This window comes from Amycolatopsis sp. NPDC054798, from assembly GCF_053611505.1.
In genome coordinates this window covers 68,712-89,788 of record NZ_JBSHAM010000002.1, presented here as the reverse complement: position 1 = coordinate 89,788, position 21,077 = coordinate 68,712, and the positions used below count along the sequence as shown (strand labels likewise).

The window sequence follows — 21,077 nt, the reverse complement described above, 5'->3', positions numbered from 1 at the left end:
TCGGGCTAACTTCCTGTCCTGTTTTCCCGTAGTCCGTGCTGAATGCCGCGCACGACGCCGCTAGGCCCATAGTGAGGTAAGGGAACAGAACGAACTCTCAAAATAATATCTTCAAAACTACGCTCACGGCCAACAAGGATGCCAAGGTCCCCACCGCTAGTGCCTGGCCGCTTGACGCATCTTTCAGGGAGCAGCTCCTTGTATGCTTTGCCGGGCGGGGACCGCGGTCCCCGCCCGGCAGCCGCTAGCTATTGTACGGCGATCCTAATTTCTTGGCGTATTTTCCGATTCCGCCGCCGGTCGCGCCGGTTATCGCATCTTTGCCGCAGTCTTTCAGCAGGTTCTCCCTGTCGATAGAGGCGCTGGCCAGTCCGCCGACGCAACCGCCGATAATGCCGCCTGCGAGCGGGCCGACAGGGCTGACTGACAGAATCGCGCCGACAGCAGTGCCGATCAAACCGCCGGGAATCGACCCTTTTCAGCTGTCTCCGGCGGGTCGCTGTTGTTGCCGGGGTCGTTCTGGGCGTAGGCGTAGTGGTTGGCTTCCTGTCCGGTGGGGTCGGGGGTGAGGAATCGGCCCCAGCCGGGGAAGTACCAGCGGTAGCCCAGCAGCATGTCGACACCGTACTGGTATTGGCCGAGGTAATGGAACGGGTTGTCGGCGGCGTTGGGTCCGGTGGCGGTGTTGCCGCCATAGGGCGCGGCGACAAACTGCGCGCAGCGGCGGCGGTGCTGACAATTCCGTGCACTGCCGCGCTGACGGTGGCGGCCTGGTATCTCTCCTCGTAGCTGTGAAATGTCTGCCGCAAGCGGGCCTGGCCACGCGCGGTTCGGGGACCGGTTTTGTGCGACGGTGAACGGAACTGGCGGGCGCGGGCTGGTCAGGTGTCGGCATGGGTTTCGCGAGACGGGCGGTCGGCGGCGAGGAGCGGGTGGCGGTGCGGGTGCGGCACCAGTTCACCCTGGACGAGGCAGTCGGGGTGGTGCTGGCTGCGCGCGCGGCCGGGTGCGATGGTCCGCCGCGCGGCGTAGGGGAGTTGTCGGTGCGGGGTGTGCGCGCGGAGCTAAAACGGGCCGGTTGCGACCGGCGGTTTGCCGGAGGGCGCGCGAGATCGGCGGCGGGAGGATCTGTTGCCGGGAGTCGCCAGGTCGAGCAGGTCCGGGGACAGCTGGTTCGGCTGGGGATGTTTCCCGAGCCAGGTGCGGACGGGGCGAGCGATTACGCGGCGCAGGAGGTCGTCGTCGAGCACCAGTTCACCTTCGCCGAAGCAGTCGCGGCGGTGATGGCGACGAAGCCGATGGTGCGTCCGGCACCCGGCCGGCGCCTTGTGCCGTTGACTGCGCGGGAGGTCCGGACGGCGTTGTGGTGGTCGGCTGAGCACGGTCCCGACGCCGAGCTGGCCGACAGGTGGCGGGCCGAGCCCGCGGACGGGCCGTTGAACCGGCTGGCCGGCTGGGTCGGGGGCGAACTGGTCCGTCTGGGGGTGTTCGCCGGACCGGTTGCCGAGCGTCGGTGATCATCCGCGCTTAGGCTGCTGCGCGGACGACGCGGGACGGGAGCAGGCGTGGAGCGCGGAGCAGGGGGCGGGCGGAAGCGGTCGTTTGTGGACCGGTTGCCGGCGCGGGACAGGGCGGCCCTGGCGGCGATGGGGAGCCCGCAGCGGCTGGGCAAGGGCGTGCCGGTCCTGAGGGTGGGCAAGCCCGGCGACGACGTGGTGCTGCTGGAACGTGGTCACGTGAAAGTGGTGTCGACCGACCACGAGGCGCGTCAGGTCATTCTCGACGTCGGCGGACCTGGCGACCTCTACGGCGAGGCCGCCGTGCTGACCGGCGAGCCCCGGATGGCCGACGTCGTCGCGCTGGACGAGGTGGAGCTGCGGCGGATCGACGCGGAGACATTCCGGCGGTTCCTCCTCGAAAACCCCGCCACCACCTACGAAATCGCGGTCCTGCAGTCCGAGCGGCTGTTCGGCGCGCAGCGCGAACGCACCAACACCCGAACCCCGGACATGGTCGTCCAGATCGCGCGGCGCTTGCTGTACCTGGTCGACGTCTGCGCGAGCAAGCGCGACGGCGGATGGTCGGTGGACGCGCCGCTCACCCAGGAGGAGCAGGCCGCGTTCATCCCGGTCTCCCGCGGCACTCTCGCGAAGGCGCTGAAGCGGCTCCGCCGGGAAAACGTCGTCGTGACCGGACGGCGGTCGCTCACCGTGATCGACATCCGGAAACTCGAAACCCTCGCCGATATGGCCTAGATCACATCAATCCGGACAAGTGATACGCGGTTCTGTGCACCGGTGAACAGAACCGCCGGTCCGGTAGTCGTGAGACTTCTGCCTGTCACCAAATGCAGACAGTGCAGGGGGGAGAACACCGATGACCGCGTCTACGTCCAGTCACTACGCCGCGCGCACCAAGGCGGTCGTCGTGGTCGACATCGTCGGCTCGTCGCGGGCCAGCGACGACCTGCTCGACCCGATGAAAAACGAGATGGAATCCCTGTTCGCCGAGGCGTTGCGCACGGCGGGCCTGTCCTGGGACGAGGCCGGGCACGTGCGGGAGACCGGCGACGGCGTGATGCTCGCCTATCCGGACCATCAGGCCGGGCGGCTCGTCGAGGTCGTGTTCCACCTCGACCACCTGCTGCGCTCGCGCAACCGCTACCACCGGTTCCCGATGCGGGCACGGGTCGCGGTGCACCTCGGGCCGATGGCGGATCATCAGCGCTACCACCGCACTTACATCACGCTGGCCCGGCTGCTCAACTCCGCCGCGTTCGGCGACGTCGTGCGCCACTGGTGCGACACCGACCCAGCGGGGGAACGATTCGGGGCCGCGCTGGTCATGTCCGAGGCGATCTGGCGGGCGGTGGTCGAGCCGTTCACTGTCGCCCTCGTCCCGCCGGCCCGCTGCGCTCCCGTCCGCGTGAGCACTGGCGACTTCGACGGCGACGCCTGGATCCACGTGCCCGGCCTCGACGTTTCCGACACTCTCGGCCGGCTGCGACCCTCGACGGGCATCGTCCTGACTCCTTTGACACCACGAGAATTCGACGGCCGGTTCTTCGAAGCCGACGACTGTCCAGGCCCGCCGGACACCAACGGCCACCGGAACGACGGGCTGGTCCGCGGTGCCTAGATTCCATCGCGGCGCGCGTCCCGTCCTCGGCTACAGCCGCAGCCGCACTGTCGCCCGCGCTCGCGCCCGGCTGCACGGCCGGCACGTCGCGGTTGTCGCGCATCAGGCGGCCACCGCCGGGCTGAGCGTGCACTCCGGCGAACGCTTCTACCTCATCGACCGGAGGCGGCAGACACTGCGCGCGGAGATCGCCCTGCCCGCCGCCAGAACAGAGCGCCGCTGGCTGACCGTGATCGTCGAATGGTGGATCCGCGACCCGTACCTGCTCCTGACGACCGCGCCCAGCGACGCGCCTCGGCAACTGCGCCACGACATCATCCGTGCGGTCATCGCGCTCGCGCGCGTCAGCCCGTCTCAGGAGTTGCTTGCCGTCCGCCGCTTTGTCGAAGACAGCCTCCGCGGCGCGACCGGCAGAACCTCCTCCGGATGCAGCTGGAAACTCGACGCGGTCCGTGCCAACGCAATCCCCGCCGGGCGGGGGTGGAGAACGGACGTCGACGCCTGGTTGCACTGCCACCTTCGCGACCCGTCGTCCGAAGACCCGTCCACCGTTGCTGACAAGGCCGATCGCGGTTCTTGATTTACGGTAATCTCAAGCGCGAGCAGCGTGGGGGCAGGGGGAGCGGGAATGCGAGGCAGCCTGGATGTGCATGGTCTGCTCAAGGACATCTTGCGCTCACCTGATTCTCAGGCCGCTTCGATGGCGGTGAAGCTCGTTCAGGCGGAAGAAGCAGGAATCGACGAAGCGATATTCACGTCGCTGAGGTGCGAAATCCGGTCTGCCAAAGTGCTCGCGCTGGCGTTGCGGGTTCTTGCGGAACGCGATCGCGATCGTGATCCGGCTCCTCTGCTCGACTTCGTCCCGGACGCGCATATCAGGGCTGTCGAAGACGGGCCGGGCGGCACGATCACAAGCGCGGTCTGGGCGCCGATAGCAACCCGATACCAATTCGGTTTCAGCCGACTTCGCCAGCTCGACCCAGTGGGCCAGTACGACATCTGCCTTAGGAAGTATCCCGCTACTGTGCGAATGAAAGCGACAGCAGGCCTGGGTGACTCGGGAGAGGCGAACGCTCTTGATCCCTTGATGAGGGCGTTGAAGGACACTGCCCCATCCGTGCGTTCTCTCGGTGTGGACGCTGTCCGCCGGCTGGGCAACGCGGGATTGCGCGCAACGGTGCGGGAGCATCCGGTCCGGGAGCTGCTGGTCGATCTCCTCCAGAATGACCCTCTTCGCGAAACGCGGATCGCCGCAGCGCGAGCGCTTGGTTCGCTGGGGGAGTTCGAGACACTGCGAGAGCACAGTCCGAAATCGTCCCGCGACCGACGCGAATGGGCGAGAATTCTGCGCGGCGAGATCCCTCCCCTGAAACGGATCTGGCCAGGAGATCTGACGGTCTGACCGGTCCGGCGCTTGCTTTCCCGGACACGCCAGAGCCGCGGCGGACAGGTTGTCCGCCGCGGCTCTGGAGCGGGACCGGTCAGCTGCCGGTCGCGGCGAGGTCTTCCGAAGGGCGGTCCGAAGCGGCGGAAGGGCGGTCCGGGCGGGGGCGGCTGCCCAGCAGACTGTAGGCGGCACCGACCAGCAGACCGCCGCCGACGAGGTTGCCCAGTCCCACGAACAGCAGGTTCCGGCCGAACGCGCCGATCGTCGCGCCCGGCACGCCTTCCATCATTCCGAGCGAGAACGTCGTCATGTTGGCGACCACGTGCTCGAACCCGGAGCTGATGAACGCGAGCAGGCACCAGAAGATCAGCGCCAGCTTGGCGCCGTCGGACTTCGTGCGGGCCGCCATCCACACCGCGAGGCAGACCAGGAAGTTGCACAGCACGCCGCGGAAGAACAGTGCGCTCGCGGACTCCGCGGTCTTCGTCTTGACCAGGCTCGCCAGCAGCGCCGCGCCCGGGCCGGGATGACCGGCGGCGCCGCCGATCGACAGGACCCCGCCCGCGTGCACGAGCCAGGCGAACACGATCGAACCGAGCAGGTTGCCGAGGAACGACACCACGATCACGCTCGCCGCCGCGCCCGCTCCCCGGCGCCGGACCAGCACGCCTTGCACCATGGTCATCATGTTGCCGGTGGACAGTTCCGCGCCGGCGAACACGACCGCGGTCAGCGCGATCCCGAACACCAGGCCCTGCACCGCTTTCGTCCACGGGGACCCCGCGGCGTTGAGCGGTCCGGTCGCCTCCAGCAGAAGCACCACCGCGACGCCGATGAACGCTCCGGCGAGCATCGAGCTCACCAGGTACCTCCCGGGACGGCGCAGTTCGTCGATCTTCCCGTCGGCGACGTCTGCTTGCAGATCGAGGGCGGCGGGCACGGAAATCGGCATGGGAGAAGCCTTCCGGACGAGGTCGGGTACGCGGGGCATTCGATCCTCCGGACTCTGCGTTCCGGTAGCGCGGTGATCAGGATCCGGTATCCGGATGCGCACAGCGGGCGGCGGTCGCGGTGAATTCGCCCATCAGTGCGGCGAGCGGTCCATTTCGGACAGGGCTCAGTCCGGTGCGGAACTGCGCGAGAGCCGGGCCGCGACGGTTCCTCCGGCGATCAGGAGCACTGCCGCGGCGGCGATCCACACCCACGCGGGCAAGTTGTCGTCCGCGGTCGCTTGCGCGGCGGGGGTGGCAGGCGGCGCGGGAGAGGGCGGTGCGGCGCCTGCGCCAGCTTTGGTGAGGGTGAAGGAATAGGAGCCGGAAACCGGATGCCCGTCGGCGGAGACGATCCGGTATTTCACGGTGTACTTTCCGGCCGGGCCGAGCGGTTTCACCGGTGCGGACACCACCGCTCCGGAAGTCGTGGGGGCCGCGGCTTCCCAATGCGTCGTTCCGTCCGGGCCGAGCACTGTCAATTCGGCGAATCCGCTGTCCAGCGGTTCATTGAAGGTGAGCGACACTCGGGCGGGCGCGGAAGCGACGGAGGAGCCGGGCGCCGGTGTGCTCGATTCCAGGAAACTGTGCGCCTCGGCTGTCGAGCCGGTGAAAGCCGCTGCGGAGAGGGCGCAAGCGATTGCGGCGAGGGCGGGCAAGAGGAGCGTGCTTCGGCGCGGGCGGCGAGGAGCGGCGGAGGGCCTTGAGAACGGTCGCATGAACTCCTGCTTCGGGAAGGGGACGAGTTTCGGGTCAGAATGGTGTCGGTGTCTCGTTGTCGGCGGTGATTCGGGCGCGCAACGGTCAGGTTAATAAGTTCTCACTTCGGCCGCGTTCGAATTCACAGCTTGATTTCGGTAAACGGAGGCCAATTTAACGCCCCCGTCATTCTTCGGCGGCCTGCCGAAACGCGCGGTTTGGTTGAGTGCTCACTCGTCGTGCTCCCGGTCGACGGCAGATCCCGGGACCAGGTTCCCCGTCGGGAAGGAAATGCTTGTGGTGGCTTCAGCAGCGCGCCGGGACCAAGCGGTCGCGGCCTGTCTGGCGGGCGCGGTCGTCGTGGTGGTCGGATACGCGTCGGGAATCGGCCTGAAGACGACGGCGGCGACCGGCCCGGCGCCGTCCGAGCAGGCCCCGGCGCAGGCCGCGCCCGCGCCGCAGCAATCCCTGCCGGTCGGCCAGCTGCCTCCGCCGGGTGCCGTGCAGCCGTTGCCGCCGGTGCCCGAGGGAGGTCTCCCGCCGGGCGAGCCGCCGCCGGACGCCGCCCCCGTGACCGGCGCACCGGTCGGAGAAATGCCGATGCCGACAGGGGAAACGCCGCCGCCGGAGATGCCTTCCGAGCCGCCGACCTCCCCGCCGGAAACCCCGCCGCCAGGTACTCCGGCGCCGACGTGCCAGCCGGGTGCGGTCCAGCCGGTGCTCGACACGGTGAGCGGGCTGCCGCTCGTCGGCGGGCTCACTGCCGGCGCCGGGCTGACCGGCCCCACCGGTCTTCTCACGACGCTCATCGGTTCCTGTGCTGCCCCAGCACAACCAGGGGGCGCGCTTCCGTTGCCGTCAGCGGGAAATCTCCCCGCGCCCGCGGCGGCTTCGCTGAACGGAGGCTGATCCGGTGGACCTCGGCTCGGCCAAATTCTGGTATGTCGCCGCCCGCTGCGTGGACTACGCCGGGCTCACCGTGTTCGTCGGAGGACTGTTCTTTCTCGCGCTGTTGTGGCCGGCTGGCGCGGACCGCCGCCGAGCGCGCGCCGCGTTGACGACCGGCTGGATTCTCGGACTGGCCGGGACGGTGGCCGGGCTCGGGTTGCAGGGCGCGTGGGTGGCACAGCGGCCGCCGTCGGAGCTGTTCGATCCGGCCCTGCTCGGCCAAGTGCTCGACAGCCAGTTCGGCCGGATCTGGTTCGCGAAGGCGTTGTTGTGGGTGCTCGGCGGGGTCGTGCTCGCCGACGTGCTGCAGCGCGGCAGCCGGGCCGCGGCGTCGGTGGCGTGGCGGGTCGGCGCGGGAGTGGTCGCCGCCGGGCTGGTGCGCACGACCGGACTGACCGGGCATTCCGCGGAAAGCGCGCATCCGCTGTTGAGCCAGCTCGCGGATTTCGGGCACCTGGCGGGCATCTGCGCGTGGATCGGCGGGCTCGCGATGCTGCTTTTCGGCGTGCTGTCCCACCGTGATCCCGAAGAGCTCGCCCAGGTCGTGCCGCGCTATTCGAAACTCGCGATGGCGTCCGTCCTGGTCGTGATCGCCGCCGGGGCCGTCCTCGCGTTCGAGACGCTCGGCGACGCCGGGCGGGTGTTCACCACCGGCTACGGCCGGATTCTGCTCACGAAACTCGCGGTGCTCGCGGTGGTTCTGCTGTTCGCCCAGGCGAGCAAGAGCTGGGTCGCGCGCCGTCTCGACTTCGCGGTGGTGCTGCGCGGCGACGCCGGCGCGGTCCGTCCCTTCGTCTATTCCGTCGCCGCGGAAGCCACGCTCGTCGTCGTGGTGCTGTTCGCGGCGAGCCTCCTCGTCACCGCCAGTCCCGGCCGGTGAACGTCTCCACCCTGGAAAGGAATCTCCTTGATGGACAACCCGGAACCCACCTCCGCTGCCGCCGGAACGCGGCCGGAAGCCCCGCCCGCGGCGGCTCGCCGGCGCCGGTGGCCGATCGCGGTCGCGGTCGTCGCGCTGGCGGCGGCCCTGGTCAGCCTGACCACGTTGCGCACGGGGCAGCAGACGGCCCCGGTCGCCGCGCCGAGCACGGCCAAGGTCGATCTCGCGGCGCTGGCGAAGCAGAGCCCGCTCGCGGTCCCGCTCTACCAGGGGCTTGCGCAGCAGCAGGGCGGCGCTGCCGCCCCGGCCGCGGCGGGTTCGGCCAAGGCGGTCGAGATGAGCGGGTACAAGTTCTCGCCGGCCGCCTTGACGATCTCCGCCGGGGACACGGTGACGTGGACCAACCACGACACCGCACCGCACAACGTCGTCGTCACCGACGGGCCGGAGAAGTTCACCTCGCCGACCATGCAGACCGGCGGCACCTTCTCGCACACCTTCACCAAGGCAGGCACTTACTCCTACTACTGTTCGATCCACCCCGACATGAAGGCGACCGTGACCGTGCAAGGCGCGGCACCGCCGTCCTCGCCGACTGCGCCGCCGTCGTCCTCGACGACCTCGAGCGCGCCGTCCAGCCCGACGCACTCGATGCCGATGCCTTCGGACCCGCCGCCGGGCGACTGCGTGCCGAAGGGAGTGCTGCAACCGATCCTCGACCACGTCAAGGCGGCGCACCTGGAGGAGTCCCCCGGACAGCAGGTCACCGATCTGCTCGCCCTGGACCAGTACATCAAGACGCACACCGTGTGGCTCGAAAGCGTGCTCAAGCCCGTGCTCGACGGCTCGGCCGGCAAGGTCGTCACCGACACGCTCGCGCCGATCATCGCGCACATCAAGTCCGCGCACCTGGAGGAATCCCCGGGGCAGCAGGTCACCGATCTGCTGGCTCTGGACCAGTACATCAAGACGCACACCGTCTGGCTGGAGAACGTCCTGACGCCGCTGCTGAACCAGGCGTCCTGCTGAGACGTGCCGACCCGGTCCGGGGCGGGCCGCCGCGCCCGCCCCGGATCCCTCGATCCCCGGAGGACTTCGTGCCCACTGACACCCGGCTCCTGCCCGCGCTCGACGCCGATCCCGCTGTTCGCGTCCACCGGATCCGGCCTGACCGGTCCGTGCTGGAACTGACGTTGCGGTTGTGCGGGATTCCGGTGCTGCGCGGCCGGTTGACCGTCCGCCGCGCCACGTTCGACCGCGGCCCGGAAGGCTGCGCGCTCACCGCCGAGATCGACGGTTCCTCGTTCCGCGCCAAGGTTCCTTTCGTGTCCGCACTGGTCACCCGGGAACTGGGCGAGGTGCGGTTCGGCGGGGACGAGATCGTCGAACGGCCGTCGATCGAGTTCGCCGGACGGCTGGACTTCGGCGACTCGGCCCGCGATCTGCTGCTCGGCGGGGAACTCCGCGAGGTGGGCGAAGGCCGCGTGATCCTGTGGCTGAAAGGGACATTGCCGCCGCCTCGCCATCCACTGAGGACAGTGCGGACCGTGCGCCTGCTGACCCGCCGCCCGGTGCACCTCGAATTCGCGGGGGAGTTCGTGCAGTGAAACGCTTCTTCGCTCTCCTGGCGGCTTCTGTCCTGCTCACGCTCGCGGCCCCTCAGGCGCCTTCGGCCGCCGCAGCCACGCAGACCGTGATGATGCAGGACTACGCCTACTCGCCCGCATCGTTGACCGTGCACGTCGGCGACACCGTCACCTGGATCCAGCACGACACCGCACCGCACGACGTGGTCACGACTAGCTCTCCCGTTTCGTTCCGCAGCCCGCAGCTGTCGCAGGGGCAAAGCTGGAGCTACACGTTCCGCGCCGCGGGCACCTACTCTTACTACTGCTCAGTGCATCCGGACATGCGCGCTCAGGTCATCGTCCAGCCCGCTGCCCCCACCCAGCCACCGCCGACGCGCGCTTCGGCACCTGCGCCTGTACCGCGCCCGGTCACCACTCCCAGCCGTACTGCGGTGGCAGTGCCCGTAGCCCCGACCCAGTCCGCTGTCACCAGCACCGTGCCGAGTCAGCCCAGCGCGGCTGCCGCTGCGCCAGCTCCGACTACGGCTGCGACGGTTGCCCAGGCGGCGACAACCAGCCTGAATCCCCAACTCCTCGTCGCCGGTCTCGTGACGGCAGTAGCCATCGGCTGTCTGCTGCTTTTGACGTCGAGGAAGGCGTGACGGCTGACCCCCGACGCGGCGCTGGCCGACCGAAACCCGCCCTCGGCGCGGAGCGCGCCGGGGCAGGGCTCAGCAGGGAATCTCTCCGGTCAGGCCAACGCCCCGGCGGCGGGGACGTCGATGCCGTGGGCGGCTACGACTTCGGCGCTGCCGTCGGCGAGGCGGTAGCGCAGGCCGACGACGGCGGCCCGGCCGTCCGCGACGCGGTCGGCGAGCACGCGCGAGCGGTCCAGCAGCAGGTCGACAGTGTGCTTGACGTGTTCGGCGAGGATTTCGTGCGGTTCGACCCGGCCGGCCGCTCGGGCCGCGAGCACGCTGGGCGTCACCTTCTCGACGACGTCGCGGACGTAGCCCACCGGCGCGAGCCCGTCCTCCAGCGCCGCGCGGGCCGCGCCCACGGCTCCGCACGAGTCGTGGCCGAGGACGACGACGAGCGGGCACTCGAGCAGGTCGACCCCGTATTCGATGCTGCCCAGGACCTCCGAGCCGATCACCTGGCCCGCGGTGCGCACGACGAACAGGTCGCCGAGACCGCGGTCGAAGATGATCTCGGCGGCGAGGCGGGAATCGGAGCATCCGAACAGGACCGCGAACGGGTGCTGGTTCGGCGCGATCGCGGCGCGCCGGGCGGCGTCCTGGTTGGGGTGCTCCGGGGTGCTGGTGAGGAAGCGGTGGTTGCCTGCCATCAACAGGTCGAACGCTTCCTGCGGGGTCTGCGGTGTCGTGTCGGCCATGGCTTCAGCCTAGGCCGCGCGACGCGGTGAACGGTGTTGCGATCGTCTCGTTCGCGGCGGGTTCGACCGGCCGGGTGCCTCAGCCGCGCCCGCGTCCCAGCGCTTCCCGCTTCACGAAGCCGACGACAGCGGTCGCCACGAACAGGATCGCGCCCGCGACGACGAGCCAGAACAGGCCTTTGATCACCACCCCGAGCACGATGCACACCAGCCAGATCACCAGAAGCAGACCGAGCAGTGCCAGCATGGAGTCCTCCTGACCGTCACCGGGAAACTGCCGTTCCCCGGAGGGATACCCAGGCGCGCCCGGACCATGCGCGAGTCCGGGACCTCATTCGCCGGTTCCGGGGGAGTGTCAGCGGAGCGCCGCCGCGGACAAGACAAGTTCGCGGTAGTTGCGCCCCGCCTGCCGCCACGACTCCAGTTCCAGTTTTTCGTTGGCCGCGTGCATCTGCCGGGGATCTCCGGGGCCCCAGATGACGATCGGCGCGCCCGCGACGGACCCGGCCAAGGCCGAAGCGTCGGTGAAGTACGTCGCGGCCGGGGCCGTCGCGTGGCCGGCGAGAGCGTCCGGCAAGCGCGGAGTCCGCACGGCGGGCAGGTCGAGATCCACCTCGGCGCTGATCGCCGGATCGAGCGAAGAAGCCCACGCGATCGCGGGCGCGCCCCCGTCCACGGTGCGCACGTCCAGGGTCAGGACAGCGGATGCGGGAACGATGTTCGTCGCGGTGCCGCCTCCGAACGTGCCGACGTTGACGGTTTCCTCGCCCAAATAGTCCTCAGTGGACAACGGGAGGGAATCGAGCGCGCCCAGTGCCCGGTCGGCGAGCAGCTGGATCGCGTTGCGGCCGAGCTGGGGCGTGGAGCCGTGGGCCGCCTTGCCCGCCGCGGCGAGGCGCAGCCAGGTGGCTCCGCGGTGCCCGAGCGAGACGCGGTTCCGGGTCGCTTCCGGGACCACGACGATCCGCGGCGTCAGGTTCAACGAGGCCGAAGCCTCGGCTGCGCCCCGGCAGCCGATCTCTTCGTCGCTGGTGATGAGGACCTGTGCGGCGGCACCGGCTTCCGCGGCGTTGCGCAACGCTTCCAGCGCGGCGACGAGGCCGCCTTTCATGTCGACGCTGCCGCGGCCGTGCAGGAACTCCTCGTCGACGTCCGCGGAGAACGGGGCGCGTTCCCAGAGGTCGGGGGAGCCGACCGGGACGGTGTCGATGTGGCACACGAAAAGCGGCCCATCGGGCGAACCGGCGCCGAGGAGAACCCACGGCCTCCCGGAAGCGGAGCGTTGCAGCACGCGCACGCCCGCGGTGGCAGTGGCGTAGGAGACGGCCAGCTCTTGCGCGGCGGACTGCGCGGCGCTGTCGCCGGAGGTGGTGTCCTTGCAGACGAGATCGCGCAGCAGCGCGAGGGCTTCGTCGGTCATCCGGAGTGCTCCTGGGTTGATTCGCGGACGACGAGCTGCATGGAGAGCACGTGGTCGGCGGGGGCGTGGCCGGCCGCGAGGCGAGTGATCTCGTCGACCGCTTTGCGGGCCATCTGCTCGGTCGGCTGCGCGACTGTCGTCAGGCGCGGCGAGGTCCATTCGCCGAGGGTGATTCCGTCGCAGCCGATCACCGACAGGTCTCCCGGCACGGCGACCCCGCCGCGCCGCGCCGCTTCGAGCAGGCCGACCGCGGCGATGTCGCTGGCGGCGAACACGGCGGTGGGCTCCGCTCCCGCCCGCGCCATGTGCGCGAAGAAGTTCATGCCGAAAGCCGAGCTGAAGGCGCCGCGCACGATCATCGATTCGTCCGCTTCGACGCCGTGCGCCTCCAGCGCCGCCCGGTAGCCGGCCTCGCGCTGGTCGGCCGTCCGCAGCCCGGCCGGGCCGCCGACGTGGGCGATGCGCCGGTGGCCCTGGGAGATCAGGTGGGTGGTCGCCTGGTAGGCGCCGCCGAAGCTGTTGGCGGTGACGTGCGCGATCCGCGGCCCGGCGGCCTCGACGTACTCGTCGAGGAAAACCACCGGGAAATCGGCGGCAAGGCGGTTCGCGAAGGCCTCGTTGGTGTTGTTCATCCCCAGGTAGATCAGCCCGCCCACGTCCGGCACCCGCGCCAGGCGCTCGACGCTGGCGCGCTCCCGCGACGGCGACGACCCGGTGAGCGCGGTGTACACGTCGATGCCGTCCGCCGCGGCGGCGTCGGCCACCGCGTCCGCCAGCGCGGAGAAATACGGGTTGTCCAGCGACGGGACCGCCAGGCCGAGACTGAGCCCGGTCACCTGTTTCTGCACGGGCGGATGCCCTTCGGCGGACAGCGCGGCGTCGATGCGCCGGGCCGTTTCGGAGGCGACGTTGAGCTCCCCCCGGACGTACCTCGACACCGTCGACACGGCCACTCCGGCCTCTCGGGCCACCTTCGCCAGCGACATCCGGCTCCTCCCCGTTGAGCGTTGACGGCGACTGCAACCGCATCCTATATTGGCGATGTTGCGCTATGTTGCGCAACACACGCTAAACGCTTTCGCCCGAAGGAGTCGTCGATGGTCAAGGTCCTGCTAGCCGGGGAGTCGTGGGTCAGTGCGACGATCGACCACAAGGGATACGACCCGTTCGCGCACACCCAGGTGGAGATCGGGTGCGAGCGGCTGCTGGCGGCGCTGGCGGCGGAAGGGGTCGAGGTGACTCACCTGCGCTCGCACGACGTGGCCGAGAAATTCCCGCAGACGCTGGAAGAACTCGCGCCCTACGACGTCGTGCTGCTGTCCGACGTCGGCTCCAACACCCTGCTGCTGCACCCGGACACGTTCACCCGCGGCCGCCCGGCTCCCAACCGGCTCAAGCTGCTGCGCGAATGGGTCCGCAATGGCGGCGGCCTGATGATGGCCGGCGGCTACCTGAGTTTCCAGGGCTTCGAGGGCAAGGCCAACTACCACCGGACGCCGATCGAGGAGATCCTTCCGGTCGACATCGATCCGTTCGACGACCGCGTCGAAACCCCGGAGGGCGTCCAGGCGCGGGTCGTGCAGCCGGGCCACCCGGTCGTCGCGGGACTCGACCAGGAGTGGCCGATCCTCCTGGGCTACCAGCACACCACGCTGAAGCCGGACGCCGAGCTGCTCGCCACCGTCGAGGGCGACGTGATGCTGGCCGCGCGCCAGGTCGGCAAGGGCCGCACCCTCGCGTTCACCTCGGACATCTCCCCGCACTGGGCTCCGGAGGAGTTCATGAGCTGGAACGGCTACGGCAAGCTCTTCGCGCAGGCGACGACCTGGCTCGCCGGCCGCGAAATCTGAGCCGCGCGCACTCGGGATCAAGGAGGATTCGATGAGTACGTCACCCACCCGCCGCGCGACCTCGGCCGTCGTACTGACGATCGCGACCGTCTTCGCCGGAATGCTCGGCCCGTTGCAGTCGCTCGTGAACGGGCACCTCGGCACCGCGCTCGGCGACGGGCACGCCGCCGCGCTGGTGTCCTTCGGCACCGGCCTGGTGCTGATGCTGATCATCGTGCTGGCGCGCCCCCGGACGCGCACCGCGTTCTTCCGGCTGCCGGGTCAGCTCGTGCGCGGCGACATCCCGCGGTGGAACTTCTTCGCCGGGCTGTGCGGTGCGGTGATCGTGCTCTCCGAAGGCGTGACGGTGGGCTTCCTCGGGGTGGCGATCTTCCAGACCTCGCTGATCTCCGGCATGGTCATCTCCGGCGTGGTGTGCGACCGCCTCGGCATCGGCGTCCCGTTCAAGCAGGCGATGAGCGCGCCGCGCGTCGCCGGGGCGATCCTGGCGATCTGCGCCACCGTGCTGGTGGTTTCCCCGAACTGGTCGGCCCCGCACATGATCGCGCTGGCGATCATGCCGTTCGTCGGCGGCCTGCTCGCCGGCTGGCAGCCCGCGGGCAACTCCGAGATCGGCCTGCTGTCCGGCTCGATGTTCATTTCCATCACCTGGAACTTCCTGATCGGCTTCGTGGCGCTCGGCCTCGTGTACGTGGTGCGGATGGTCGCCGCGGGCGCGCACTTCGCCTTGCCGGGCACGTGGTGGATGTACTTCGGCGGACCGCTCGGCCTCCTGTCGATCGCGCTGATGGCCTTGCTGGTGCGCGGTTTGGGGCTGCTGCTGCTCGGGCTCGCTTCGACCGCGGGCCAGCTGATCGGATCGCTGCTGCTCGAAATCGTCGCTCCCGCAGCGGGTTCCAGCCTGCACCTGGTGACCGTGCTCGGTGCGCTCGTGGCGCTGGCGGCCGCGGCGATCGCGATGATCCCGTCCCGGCACACCGCGGAACCGGCGGTTCTCGCCCAGCCGGCCGAGGTGCGTCGTGGCTGAGGTGCGCGGCGTCCTCGGTCCGGTCGGCGCGGCGGACCTCGGGCTGGTGCTCCCGCACGAGCACCTCTTCAACGACCTGTCCTCGGCGGTCGCCGAACCTTCCTACGCCTCCACCCGGCGGCTGGCCGACGCGGAAGTGGGGCCGGGCTGGCAGTTCCTGCTCCGCCAGGATCCGTACTGCTGCGCCGACAACGTGGCGGTGAAGGACCACGCGAGCGTGGTGCGCGAGGTGACCGCTTTCGCCGCGGCCGGCGGCGGAACGGTCGTCGACGCGACCGGCAGCGCGGCGATCGGCCGGGACCCGCGAGCGCTGGCGGCGGTGGCCGAGGCCACCGGGGTCAACGTCATCATGGGCACCGGTGCGTACCTGGAGAAGTTCGAGGGCGAGCGCATCACCGCGGTCACCGTCGAAGCTCAGACCGAGCACATTCTCGCGGAACTGGACGAGGGTGTCGGCGAGACAGGCATCCGGGCCGGCGTCATCGGCGAGGTCGGCGTCTCCCCGCTTTTCACCGACGGGGAGCGGGCTTCCCTGCGGGCCGCGGCGCTCGCGCAGGCGGCGCGGCCGGGTGTCGGGCTCAACATCCACATGCCGGGCTGGCAGCGGCGCGGGCACGAGGTGCTCGACCTGGTGCTGGAGGAATGCGGTGCGCGGCCGGCGAAAGTGGCGCTGGCGCACAGCGATCCGTCCGGCGACGACCCGGGCTACCAGCGCGAGCTTCTCCAACGCGGCGTGCTGCTGGAGTTCGACATGATCGGTCTCGACATCTCGTTCCCCGGCGAAGGCGTTGCCCCGACGGTTTCCCAGACCGCACGCGCCGTGGCCCGGTGGGTGCACGAGGGCTTCGGGGACCAGATCATGCTGTCGCACGACCTGTTCCTGAAGCAGATGTGGACGCACAACGGCGGGAACGGGCTCGTGTTCGTGCCGACGATCTTCGCCGATCTGCTCGCCGCGGAAGGAGTCGAGGCGGACGCGGTGGCCCGGCTGATGCGGGACGTCCCGGCTCGGTGGCTGACCGCATGAGCCCGGCGGTGGCGGTAGTCGCGTCGCTCAACGTCGACCACATCGTCCAGGCTTCGCGCATCCCGGAGCCGGGGGAGACCCTGATGGGGTTTTCGGCGAGCCGGGAGCTGGGCGGAAAAGGCGGCAACCAAGCGGTCGCCGCCGCCCGGCTCGGCGCGGACGTGGCCGTGATCGGGTGCGTCGGCGACGACGAGGACGGCGACGAGTACCTGGAAGCCCTGCACGCCGAGGGCGCGGACGTGACCCACGTGCGAAGGTCGGCGCTGCCGACCGGTCGCGCCGCGATCACCGTCGACGCGGAGGGCGTCAACTCGATCGTCGTCGTGGCCGGGGCGAACGCCGATATTCCGGCCGCGGCGGCCGAAGCGGCGATCAGCGAACTGCCGGGGCTTCGGGTCGTGGTGGGCCAGCTGGAAGCCGCGGCCGAAGCGACGGAACGCGCTTTCGCGGCGGCTCGCGAGCGTGGCGTGGTGACGGTGCTCAACACCGCGCCCGTCGACGACGCGGCCGGGAAGCTGCTGCCGTTCAGCGATGTGGTGGTGGCGAACGAAATCGAGTTCCGGCAGCTCACCGGCCAGAATCCCTCTGCTGGGGCCAGTTTGCGGCGCGGCAGTGCCGAACTGTTCGCTGCGGGATGCCGGTGGGTGATCGTGACGCTGGGGGCCGAGGGCTGCGCCGTCCTCGACGCGTCGTCGTCCGCGCACGTTCCGGCTGTCGCGGTCCGAGCCGTGGACACCACTGCCGCCGGAGATTCGTTCGTCGGAGCGCTTGCCGCGCGGCTCGCGGAGATTCCCGGTGAGCCGACGACCGCCGAGGTGGTGGCGGCTTGCGGTTTCGCGGCGAAGGTGGCCGCGGTCGTCGTGACGCGGCACGGAGCGCACCCCTCTTTGCCGACTCTGGCCGAGGTGCTCGACGCGTGACCCGGCGGCGGCGTCCTGGCCGGATGCCGCCGCCGCGTCACGCCGCGGTCAGCAGTCGTTCGAGATGTCCCACACCGGGTGCCAGTTCCCGTGGGGCTGGGCGTAGTACGCCTTCGGCGAGGTGGACAGGTAGGTGAGTCCCTTGCCCCAGAACGACGTCGTGTAGTGATGCGTCTGGTTGTTCATCCACGATCCGCCGCTGTTGAAGCCGTCCGGGATCTCGTAGAAATCGCCGCAGGCCGCGTGGGTGAATCCCTTCCCTTCGTAGTTCGCGTACTTCCATCCGCAGAACGCTCCGTACGAACAGAGTTCGTACGGAGTGCGCGGGTCGTTGCCGTTCCTCCCGTCGCCGAACGCGTGCGCGTACTTCTCGCCGGGCAACGGATAAGTGACGACCGAATTGTCGCCCGTGACGATTTGATTGGGCGTGACCTGCCTGCCGTGCAGCTTCGCCAGGTCGCGGTCGATCTCGCCCCGCAGCGCGGCCGTCTGCTGGGCGGTGAACCCGGCGGAACGCAACTGCGCGGCAAAACTCGCCGGCGTCCCGGCGGGAGACGCGTCCGCCGCTGCCGCCGTCGTCGCGACCGCGGCAAGCGAAAGCAATGCCGCCCCCAGTGCCGCGCCGATTCTTCCTCGCATGGAAACCCCTCTTCTTCGGGAAATGTCCAGGAGGCCGCGAACGGCGTATCCCGATAGGCCGGATGCGATGCCTTCGTTCTGCTATTTCCCGGCCCCCTGCCGAGAAACCCATATTCGCGCACCGGAACGCGGGCCGCGATGGTTTAAGCTAAAACTCAAAACAAGGGGGGTTCCGTGCTTCGGCTGCGCTGCACGCCCGAGGATCTTCTGCACGTGTCGATCGCCGAGCATCCGGCTCCGCTCGCCGAGCTGACCTTGGCGATGCAGATGCTGCAGCGCCGGGACCCGGACCCGGCTTTCGCGCCGTGGCGCGAGCGGGTCGCGCGGCGGCTGCCGGCGGAGGGCAGGCCGCTGCTGCAGCTCGTCTCGCCCTCCGGCGCGGGCCCGATGTTCCTCGATCCGCCCAGCCGCACCGTGGAAGAGGGGCTGGACCGCGTGCTGTCCACGCCCCGGGCCGAAGTGCACGCCGAACTTCGGCGGGTGTGCGCGATCGACCGGCCGCTGACCTCCTGGACGAAGCGGCTGGCCGGGCAGGACCGCGACGCGTGGCAGGTGCTGGACCAGGCCATCCGCACCGGCTACCGGAGCGTCCTCGCCGAAAGCTGGCACAGCCTGCGGGCAGGCTTCGACGCCGAGACCGCGTGGCGCGCGAGAATCTTCGCGCGCCAAGGGATCAAGGCCCTGTTCGCCAGCCTCCGGCCGATGTTCCGCTGGAACGGCCTGACCCTCGAAGCGGACTGCTCCCGCGACATCGACCTGGCCCTGCACGGCCACGGTCTGGTCCTGCGGCCCACGCTGCTGTGGTCGGGACACCCGCTGGTGGCGTACTACGCCGACCGGCCGACCACGCTGATCTACCCCGCGCTCACGCCGTTGCCCCTGCTCCGCCCGGCCGAGCCTTCGGACCCGCTGGCCGCACTGCTCGGCACCACTCGCGCGGGGGCGCTGCAGGCCCTGACCGTCGGACGCACGACGACCGGTCTCGCGCGCGAGCTTTCGGTCTCGGTCGCCGCGGCGTCCTTGCACGCCAAGACTTTGCGCGAGGCGGGCCTGATCGTCTCGCACCGGGACGGCAAAGCTGTGTGCCACGAGTGCACTCCGCTCGGGCTCGATCTGCTCGCCGCCAAAACGCTGAGCCGGGCTGCGAATTAGCCGTTTGGTGTATGGGCGACGCGGATCGGTTCGTCGAGCGCTGCCGCGAACCCCTTACGCAGCAGGGAGAGGCCGCCCCGCGCACGGGACGGCCTCTCCCCGGTTCAGGTTCAGCTCACGGTCAGCGCCGTGTCGTCGAGGCAGAAGGACGTCTGCAGGCTCGAGTCCTCGGTGCCGGTGAAGGTCAGCGTCACCGTCTGCCCGGCGAACGCCGACATGTCAACGGTGCGCAGCTGGTATCCGTTCGCCTGGTTCAGGTTCGAGTACGAGGCGAGCGTGGTCGAACCGGCCTTGACGGTCAGCTTGTCGTACGACGTCGAGGCGGTCGTCTCGGCGGTGTCGACGTGCAGGTAGTAGCTCAGCGTGGCGTGGCAGCCGGCGGGGATGCTCACCGACTGCGAGACCGTGTCGGTGTGCGCGCTGCCGTAACCGTTGAGGTAGGCCAGGTAAGTGCCGCTGTGCGGGGCTTCGCCGTTGGACGACGTGCTGATCACTCCGCTGGACGCGGTCCACGGGCTGGTGCCGTTCTCGAAGCCGGGGTTGCCCAGTTTCTGCCCGGTGCAGTTTCCGCCGCCGGTCGGGGCGATCGTCCAGCTGAACGTGGTGGAGCCGGTGGCCCCGGAGGAGTCCTTGGCGGTCGCGGTCACCGAGTACGTGCCCGCGGTGGTCGGAGTGCCGGAGATCAGTCCTCCGGAGCTGATCGACAGCCCGGCGGGCAGGCCGCTCGCGGTCCAGGTGTAGCCGCCGCTGCCGCCGGACGCGGACAGCTGCAGGCTCGCCGCGGTGCCGACGACGCCGTTCTGGTTGCCGGGGTTGGCTGCCGTGACTCCGCCGCTGGGCGTGCCCGGGGTGAACGCCGCGGTGCCGTTGGGGGTGCCGAGACCGGTCGGGCCGTCCCAGCCCGGGCCGGCTTTGCACTGCACCGAGGACGAGCAGCTGCCGTTGCTGCCGGAGGTCACGTCGTTGAGGTTGCCGGTGTGCGAGTAGGGGTAGGCGCCGGGGGTGTCGGACGCGCCGGGCGTGCCGGCGAGGGCGTACACGGACGCGATGATCGGGGCGGACGCGCTGGTTCCGCCGTACACGGCCCAGCCGCTGCCGCCGTAGGTCTGGTACACCGCGACACCGGTCTGCGGGTCGGCCACTGCCGAGACGTCGGCGACCGCGCGCTTGCTGCAAGCGGTCGTCACGTTCTGGAACGACGGCTTGGCCACGTAGCCGGAGCAGCCGCTGCCCGCGCCGCTCCACGCGGTTTCGCCCCAGCCGCGGGCGCTGCTGTTGCGGCTCAGCGAGGTGCCGCCGACCGCGGTCACGTACTGCGACGAGGCCGGGTAGCTGATGCCGTAACCGCTGTCGCCGGTGCTCGCGGTGATCGCGACGCCGGGGTGGTGGAAGTAGCTCGAGTCGGAGGAGGGTTCGGTGCCGTCCTCGCCGCCGCCGTAGCTGTTGGAGACGTATTTCGCGCCCATCGACACGGCGGTGTTCACCGCGGTGCCGAGATCGGCCATGCTCGGCTGGTTCGCTTCGACGAGCAGAATGTGGCAATTCGGGCAGATCGCCGAAACCATGTCGACGTCGAGCGAGATTTCGCCCGCCCAGCCGGAATCGGCGGACGGAAGCGGGCTGGTCTGCCCGTTCTGGTTCACCTTTTTGAAGCAGCCGTTCGCGGTGGTGCAGGCCGGGAGCCCGTAGGTGGAGCGGTAGCTCGCGAGGTCCGATTCAGCGTTCGGGTCGTCGTTGGAGTCGATGATCGCCACGGTGGCCGACGCGCTGCCCGCGGCGGTGAGGTTGTAGGCGGAGCGCAGGTCCGCGGGACCGAACCCGCCGGGCAGCGCGCCCGGGGCGACCATCGCGCGCATGGTGTCGGTCTGGCGTTCGGCGAAACACGTGACCATGCCGGGCTTCGCCTTCTCGGCGCAGACGCGGGCGGTCGGATGCGCCGCGGCGGGCGCGGCCGCGGCGGGCAGTGCCGAGGCGGTCAAGGCCAAGGCCGCGAAACCGGCCATGGCAAGGATTCTTCGAGCTGAACGGGACACGATC

The 21,077-nt window shown here is 69.9% G+C and carries 25 protein-coding genes; 15 read left to right on the top strand and 10 right to left on the bottom strand.

The annotated features are described in order from the left end of the window. Window positions 1–244 precede the first annotated feature (244 nt). Together ACWGIC_RS01890 and ACWGIC_RS01885 are read right to left on the bottom strand one after the other, a co-directional pair. Window positions 245–457, bottom strand: coding sequence for a hypothetical protein (locus tag ACWGIC_RS01890; RefSeq protein WP_452073993.1), 213 nt, complete (start codon window positions 455–457; stop codon window positions 245–247). Continuing rightward, entirely contained in the window at window positions 454–777 is a 324-nt protein-coding gene (locus ACWGIC_RS01885; protein ID WP_452074189.1) for an RHS repeat-associated core domain-containing protein, read from the bottom strand. Before ACWGIC_RS01885 ends, ACWGIC_RS01890 begins: the two co-directional genes overlap by 4 nt. 116 nt (window positions 778–893) lie before the next feature. On the opposite strand from ACWGIC_RS01885, the gene ACWGIC_RS01880 reads away from it, so the two are divergent. The 5 genes from ACWGIC_RS01880 to ACWGIC_RS01860 all read left to right on the top strand — a co-directional run bounded on the left by ACWGIC_RS01880 (window position 894) and on the right by ACWGIC_RS01860 (window position 4,540). After that, the gene (locus ACWGIC_RS01880) at window positions 894–1,517 is read left to right on the top strand and encodes a hypothetical protein (protein ID WP_452073992.1); all 624 of its coding nucleotides are present in this window, start codon (window positions 894–896) and stop codon (window positions 1,515–1,517) included. A gap of 129 nt (window positions 1,518–1,646) precedes the next feature. After that, on the top strand, window positions 1,647–2,255 hold the full coding sequence (locus tag ACWGIC_RS01875) for a Crp/Fnr family transcriptional regulator (protein ID WP_452073991.1): 609 nt from the start codon (window positions 1,647–1,649) through the stop codon (window positions 2,253–2,255). 121 nt (window positions 2,256–2,376) lie between these two features. Continuing rightward, window positions 2,377–3,138, top strand: a complete 762-nt coding sequence (locus tag ACWGIC_RS01870) for a hypothetical protein (protein WP_452073990.1) — start codon at window positions 2,377–2,379, stop codon at window positions 3,136–3,138. After that, window positions 3,131–3,718 carry a hypothetical protein gene (locus ACWGIC_RS01865; RefSeq protein WP_452073989.1) on the top strand — a complete coding sequence of 196 codons (588 nt, stop codon included), beginning with the start codon at window positions 3,131–3,133 and terminating at the stop codon, window positions 3,716–3,718. The genes ACWGIC_RS01870 and ACWGIC_RS01865 overlap by 8 nt, the downstream gene beginning before the upstream one ends. 48 nt (window positions 3,719–3,766) lie before the next feature. Continuing rightward, window positions 3,767–4,540, top strand: a complete 774-nt coding sequence (locus ACWGIC_RS01860) for a HEAT repeat domain-containing protein (RefSeq protein WP_452073988.1) — start codon at window positions 3,767–3,769, stop codon at window positions 4,538–4,540. Between the two features lie 79 nt (window positions 4,541–4,619). Here ACWGIC_RS01860 and ACWGIC_RS01855 read toward each other — a convergent pair whose 3' ends face one another. Both ACWGIC_RS01855 and ACWGIC_RS01850 read right to left on the bottom strand, forming a co-directional pair. Continuing rightward, on the bottom strand, window positions 4,620–5,477 hold the full coding sequence (locus ACWGIC_RS01855; RefSeq protein WP_452073987.1) for a formate/nitrite transporter family protein: 858 nt from the start codon (window positions 5,475–5,477) through the stop codon (window positions 4,620–4,622). Window positions 5,478–5,642: 165 nt separating this feature from the next. Next, the gene (locus ACWGIC_RS01850) at window positions 5,643–6,173 is read right to left on the bottom strand and encodes a copper resistance CopC family protein (RefSeq protein ID WP_452073986.1); all 531 of its coding nucleotides are present in this window, start codon (window positions 6,171–6,173) and stop codon (window positions 5,643–5,645) included. 331 nt (window positions 6,174–6,504) lie between these two features. Between ACWGIC_RS01850 and ACWGIC_RS01845 the strand changes: the two genes are divergently transcribed. The 5 genes from ACWGIC_RS01845 (at window position 6,505) to ACWGIC_RS01825 (ending at window position 10,271) form a co-directional block, all read left to right on the top strand. Next, entirely contained in the window at window positions 6,505–7,122 is a 618-nt protein-coding gene (locus tag ACWGIC_RS01845; RefSeq protein WP_452073985.1) for a hypothetical protein, read from the top strand. A 4-nt stretch (window positions 7,123–7,126) separates the two neighbouring features. After that, a complete protein-coding gene (locus tag ACWGIC_RS01840) occupies window positions 7,127–8,041 on the top strand; it encodes a copper resistance D family protein (RefSeq protein ID WP_452073984.1) in 915 nt (304 codons plus the stop codon). 30 nt (window positions 8,042–8,071) lie between these two features. Further along, window positions 8,072–9,070, top strand: a complete 999-nt coding sequence (locus tag ACWGIC_RS01835; protein WP_452073983.1) for a cupredoxin domain-containing protein — start codon at window positions 8,072–8,074, stop codon at window positions 9,068–9,070. Window positions 9,071–9,138: 68 nt separating this feature from the next. Further along, window positions 9,139–9,648, top strand: a complete 510-nt coding sequence (locus ACWGIC_RS01830) for a hypothetical protein (RefSeq protein WP_452073982.1) — start codon at window positions 9,139–9,141, stop codon at window positions 9,646–9,648. After that, window positions 9,645–10,271: a cupredoxin domain-containing protein gene (locus ACWGIC_RS01825; protein WP_452073981.1), complete on the top strand. Its 627-nt coding sequence runs from the start codon at window positions 9,645–9,647 to the stop codon at window positions 10,269–10,271. Before ACWGIC_RS01830 ends, ACWGIC_RS01825 begins: the two co-directional genes overlap by 4 nt. An 89-nt stretch (window positions 10,272–10,360) precedes the next feature. On the opposite strand, the gene ACWGIC_RS01820 is transcribed toward ACWGIC_RS01825, so the two are convergent. The 4 genes from ACWGIC_RS01820 to ACWGIC_RS01805 form a co-directional block, all read right to left on the bottom strand. Continuing rightward, complete coding sequence (locus ACWGIC_RS01820; RefSeq protein WP_452073980.1) at window positions 10,361–11,005, bottom strand: carbonic anhydrase; 645 nt, start codon at window positions 11,003–11,005, stop codon at window positions 10,361–10,363. 79 nt (window positions 11,006–11,084) lie between these two features. Continuing rightward, the gene (locus tag ACWGIC_RS01815) at window positions 11,085–11,252 is read right to left on the bottom strand and encodes a hypothetical protein (protein ID WP_452073979.1); all 168 of its coding nucleotides are present in this window, start codon (window positions 11,250–11,252) and stop codon (window positions 11,085–11,087) included. Between the two features lie 108 nt (window positions 11,253–11,360). After that, a complete protein-coding gene (locus ACWGIC_RS01810; protein WP_452073978.1) occupies window positions 11,361–12,425 on the bottom strand; it encodes a M20 family metallopeptidase in 1,065 nt (354 codons plus the stop codon). Further along, on the bottom strand, window positions 12,422–13,411 hold the full coding sequence (locus ACWGIC_RS01805) for a LacI family DNA-binding transcriptional regulator (RefSeq protein WP_452073977.1): 990 nt from the start codon (window positions 13,409–13,411) through the stop codon (window positions 12,422–12,424). The genes ACWGIC_RS01810 and ACWGIC_RS01805 overlap by 4 nt, the downstream gene beginning before the upstream one ends. Before the next feature lie 111 nt (window positions 13,412–13,522). Between ACWGIC_RS01805 and ACWGIC_RS01800 the strand changes: the two genes are divergently transcribed. The 4 genes from ACWGIC_RS01800 to ACWGIC_RS01785 are packed head-to-tail and all read left to right on the top strand — an operon-like array spanning window position 13,523 to window position 17,249. Continuing rightward, on the top strand, window positions 13,523–14,275 hold the full coding sequence (locus ACWGIC_RS01800; RefSeq protein ID WP_452073976.1) for a glutamine amidotransferase: 753 nt from the start codon (window positions 13,523–13,525) through the stop codon (window positions 14,273–14,275). 31 nt (window positions 14,276–14,306) lie between these two features. Beyond that, complete coding sequence (locus ACWGIC_RS01795; protein WP_452073975.1) at window positions 14,307–15,302, top strand: DMT family transporter; 996 nt, start codon at window positions 14,307–14,309, stop codon at window positions 15,300–15,302. Continuing rightward, window positions 15,295–16,329: a phosphotriesterase family protein gene (locus tag ACWGIC_RS01790; protein ID WP_452073974.1), complete on the top strand. Its 1,035-nt coding sequence runs from the start codon at window positions 15,295–15,297 to the stop codon at window positions 16,327–16,329. Before ACWGIC_RS01795 ends, ACWGIC_RS01790 begins: the two co-directional genes overlap by 8 nt. Continuing rightward, window positions 16,326–17,249: a ribokinase gene (locus tag ACWGIC_RS01785; protein ID WP_452073973.1), complete on the top strand. Its 924-nt coding sequence runs from the start codon at window positions 16,326–16,328 to the stop codon at window positions 17,247–17,249. Before ACWGIC_RS01790 ends, ACWGIC_RS01785 begins: the two co-directional genes overlap by 4 nt. 48 nt (window positions 17,250–17,297) lie before the next feature. Here the strand turns inward: ACWGIC_RS01785 and ACWGIC_RS01780 are convergent, their stop codons facing one another. Then, on the bottom strand, window positions 17,298–17,888 hold the full coding sequence (locus ACWGIC_RS01780) for a hypothetical protein (protein WP_452073972.1): 591 nt from the start codon (window positions 17,886–17,888) through the stop codon (window positions 17,298–17,300). A 174-nt stretch (window positions 17,889–18,062) separates the two neighbouring features. Here ACWGIC_RS01780 and ACWGIC_RS01775 point away from each other — a divergent pair, with 174 nt between their 5' ends. Beyond that, the gene (locus ACWGIC_RS01775; RefSeq protein WP_452073971.1) at window positions 18,063–19,040 is read left to right on the top strand and encodes an ArsR/SmtB family transcription factor; all 978 of its coding nucleotides are present in this window, start codon (window positions 18,063–18,065) and stop codon (window positions 19,038–19,040) included. A 110-nt stretch (window positions 19,041–19,150) separates the two neighbouring features. On the opposite strand, the gene ACWGIC_RS01770 is transcribed toward ACWGIC_RS01775, so the two are convergent. Then, the gene (locus ACWGIC_RS01770) at window positions 19,151–21,043 is read right to left on the bottom strand and encodes a putative Ig domain-containing protein (RefSeq protein ID WP_452073970.1); all 1,893 of its coding nucleotides are present in this window, start codon (window positions 21,041–21,043) and stop codon (window positions 19,151–19,153) included. Between the last annotated feature and the right edge of the window lie 34 nt (window positions 21,044–21,077).

Bases quoted from the DNA above. Each gene is read 5' to 3' on its own strand.
- ACWGIC_RS01880 (WP_452073992.1), top strand. From the start codon at position 894: ATGGGTTTCGCGAGACGGGCGGTCGGCGGCGAGGAGCGGGTGGCGGTG.
- ACWGIC_RS01875 (WP_452073991.1), top strand. From the start codon at position 1,647: ATGGGGAGCCCGCAGCGGCTGGGCAAGGGCGTGCCGGTCCTGAGGGTG.
- ACWGIC_RS01870 (WP_452073990.1), top strand. From the start codon at position 2,377: ATGACCGCGTCTACGTCCAGTCACTACGCCGCGCGCACCAAGGCGGTC.
- ACWGIC_RS01860 (WP_452073988.1), top strand. From the start codon at position 3,767: ATGCGAGGCAGCCTGGATGTGCATGGTCTGCTCAAGGACATCTTGCGC.
- ACWGIC_RS01855 (WP_452073987.1), bottom strand. From the start codon at position 5,477: ATGCCGATTTCCGTGCCCGCCGCCCTCGATCTGCAAGCAGACGTCGCC.
- ACWGIC_RS01845 (WP_452073985.1), top strand. From the start codon at position 6,505: ATGCTTGTGGTGGCTTCAGCAGCGCGCCGGGACCAAGCGGTCGCGGCC.
- ACWGIC_RS01835 (WP_452073983.1), top strand. From the start codon at position 8,072: ATGGACAACCCGGAACCCACCTCCGCTGCCGCCGGAACGCGGCCGGAA.
- ACWGIC_RS01820 (WP_452073980.1), bottom strand. From the start codon at position 11,005: ATGGCCGACACGACACCGCAGACCCCGCAGGAAGCGTTCGACCTGTTG.
- ACWGIC_RS01815 (WP_452073979.1), bottom strand. From the start codon at position 11,252: ATGCTGGCACTGCTCGGTCTGCTTCTGGTGATCTGGCTGGTGTGCATC.
- ACWGIC_RS01810 (WP_452073978.1), bottom strand. From the start codon at position 12,425: ATGACCGACGAAGCCCTCGCGCTGCTGCGCGATCTCGTCTGCAAGGAC.
- ACWGIC_RS01805 (WP_452073977.1), bottom strand. From the start codon at position 13,411: ATGTCGCTGGCGAAGGTGGCCCGAGAGGCCGGAGTGGCCGTGTCGACG.
- ACWGIC_RS01800 (WP_452073976.1), top strand. From the start codon at position 13,523: ATGGTCAAGGTCCTGCTAGCCGGGGAGTCGTGGGTCAGTGCGACGATC.
- ACWGIC_RS01795 (WP_452073975.1), top strand. From the start codon at position 14,307: ATGAGTACGTCACCCACCCGCCGCGCGACCTCGGCCGTCGTACTGACG.
- ACWGIC_RS01785 (WP_452073973.1), top strand. From the start codon at position 16,326: ATGAGCCCGGCGGTGGCGGTAGTCGCGTCGCTCAACGTCGACCACATC.
- ACWGIC_RS01780 (WP_452073972.1), bottom strand. From the start codon at position 17,888: ATGCGAGGAAGAATCGGCGCGGCACTGGGGGCGGCATTGCTTTCGCTT.
- ACWGIC_RS01770 (WP_452073970.1), bottom strand. From the start codon at position 21,043: ATGGCCGGTTTCGCGGCCTTGGCCTTGACCGCCTCGGCACTGCCCGCC.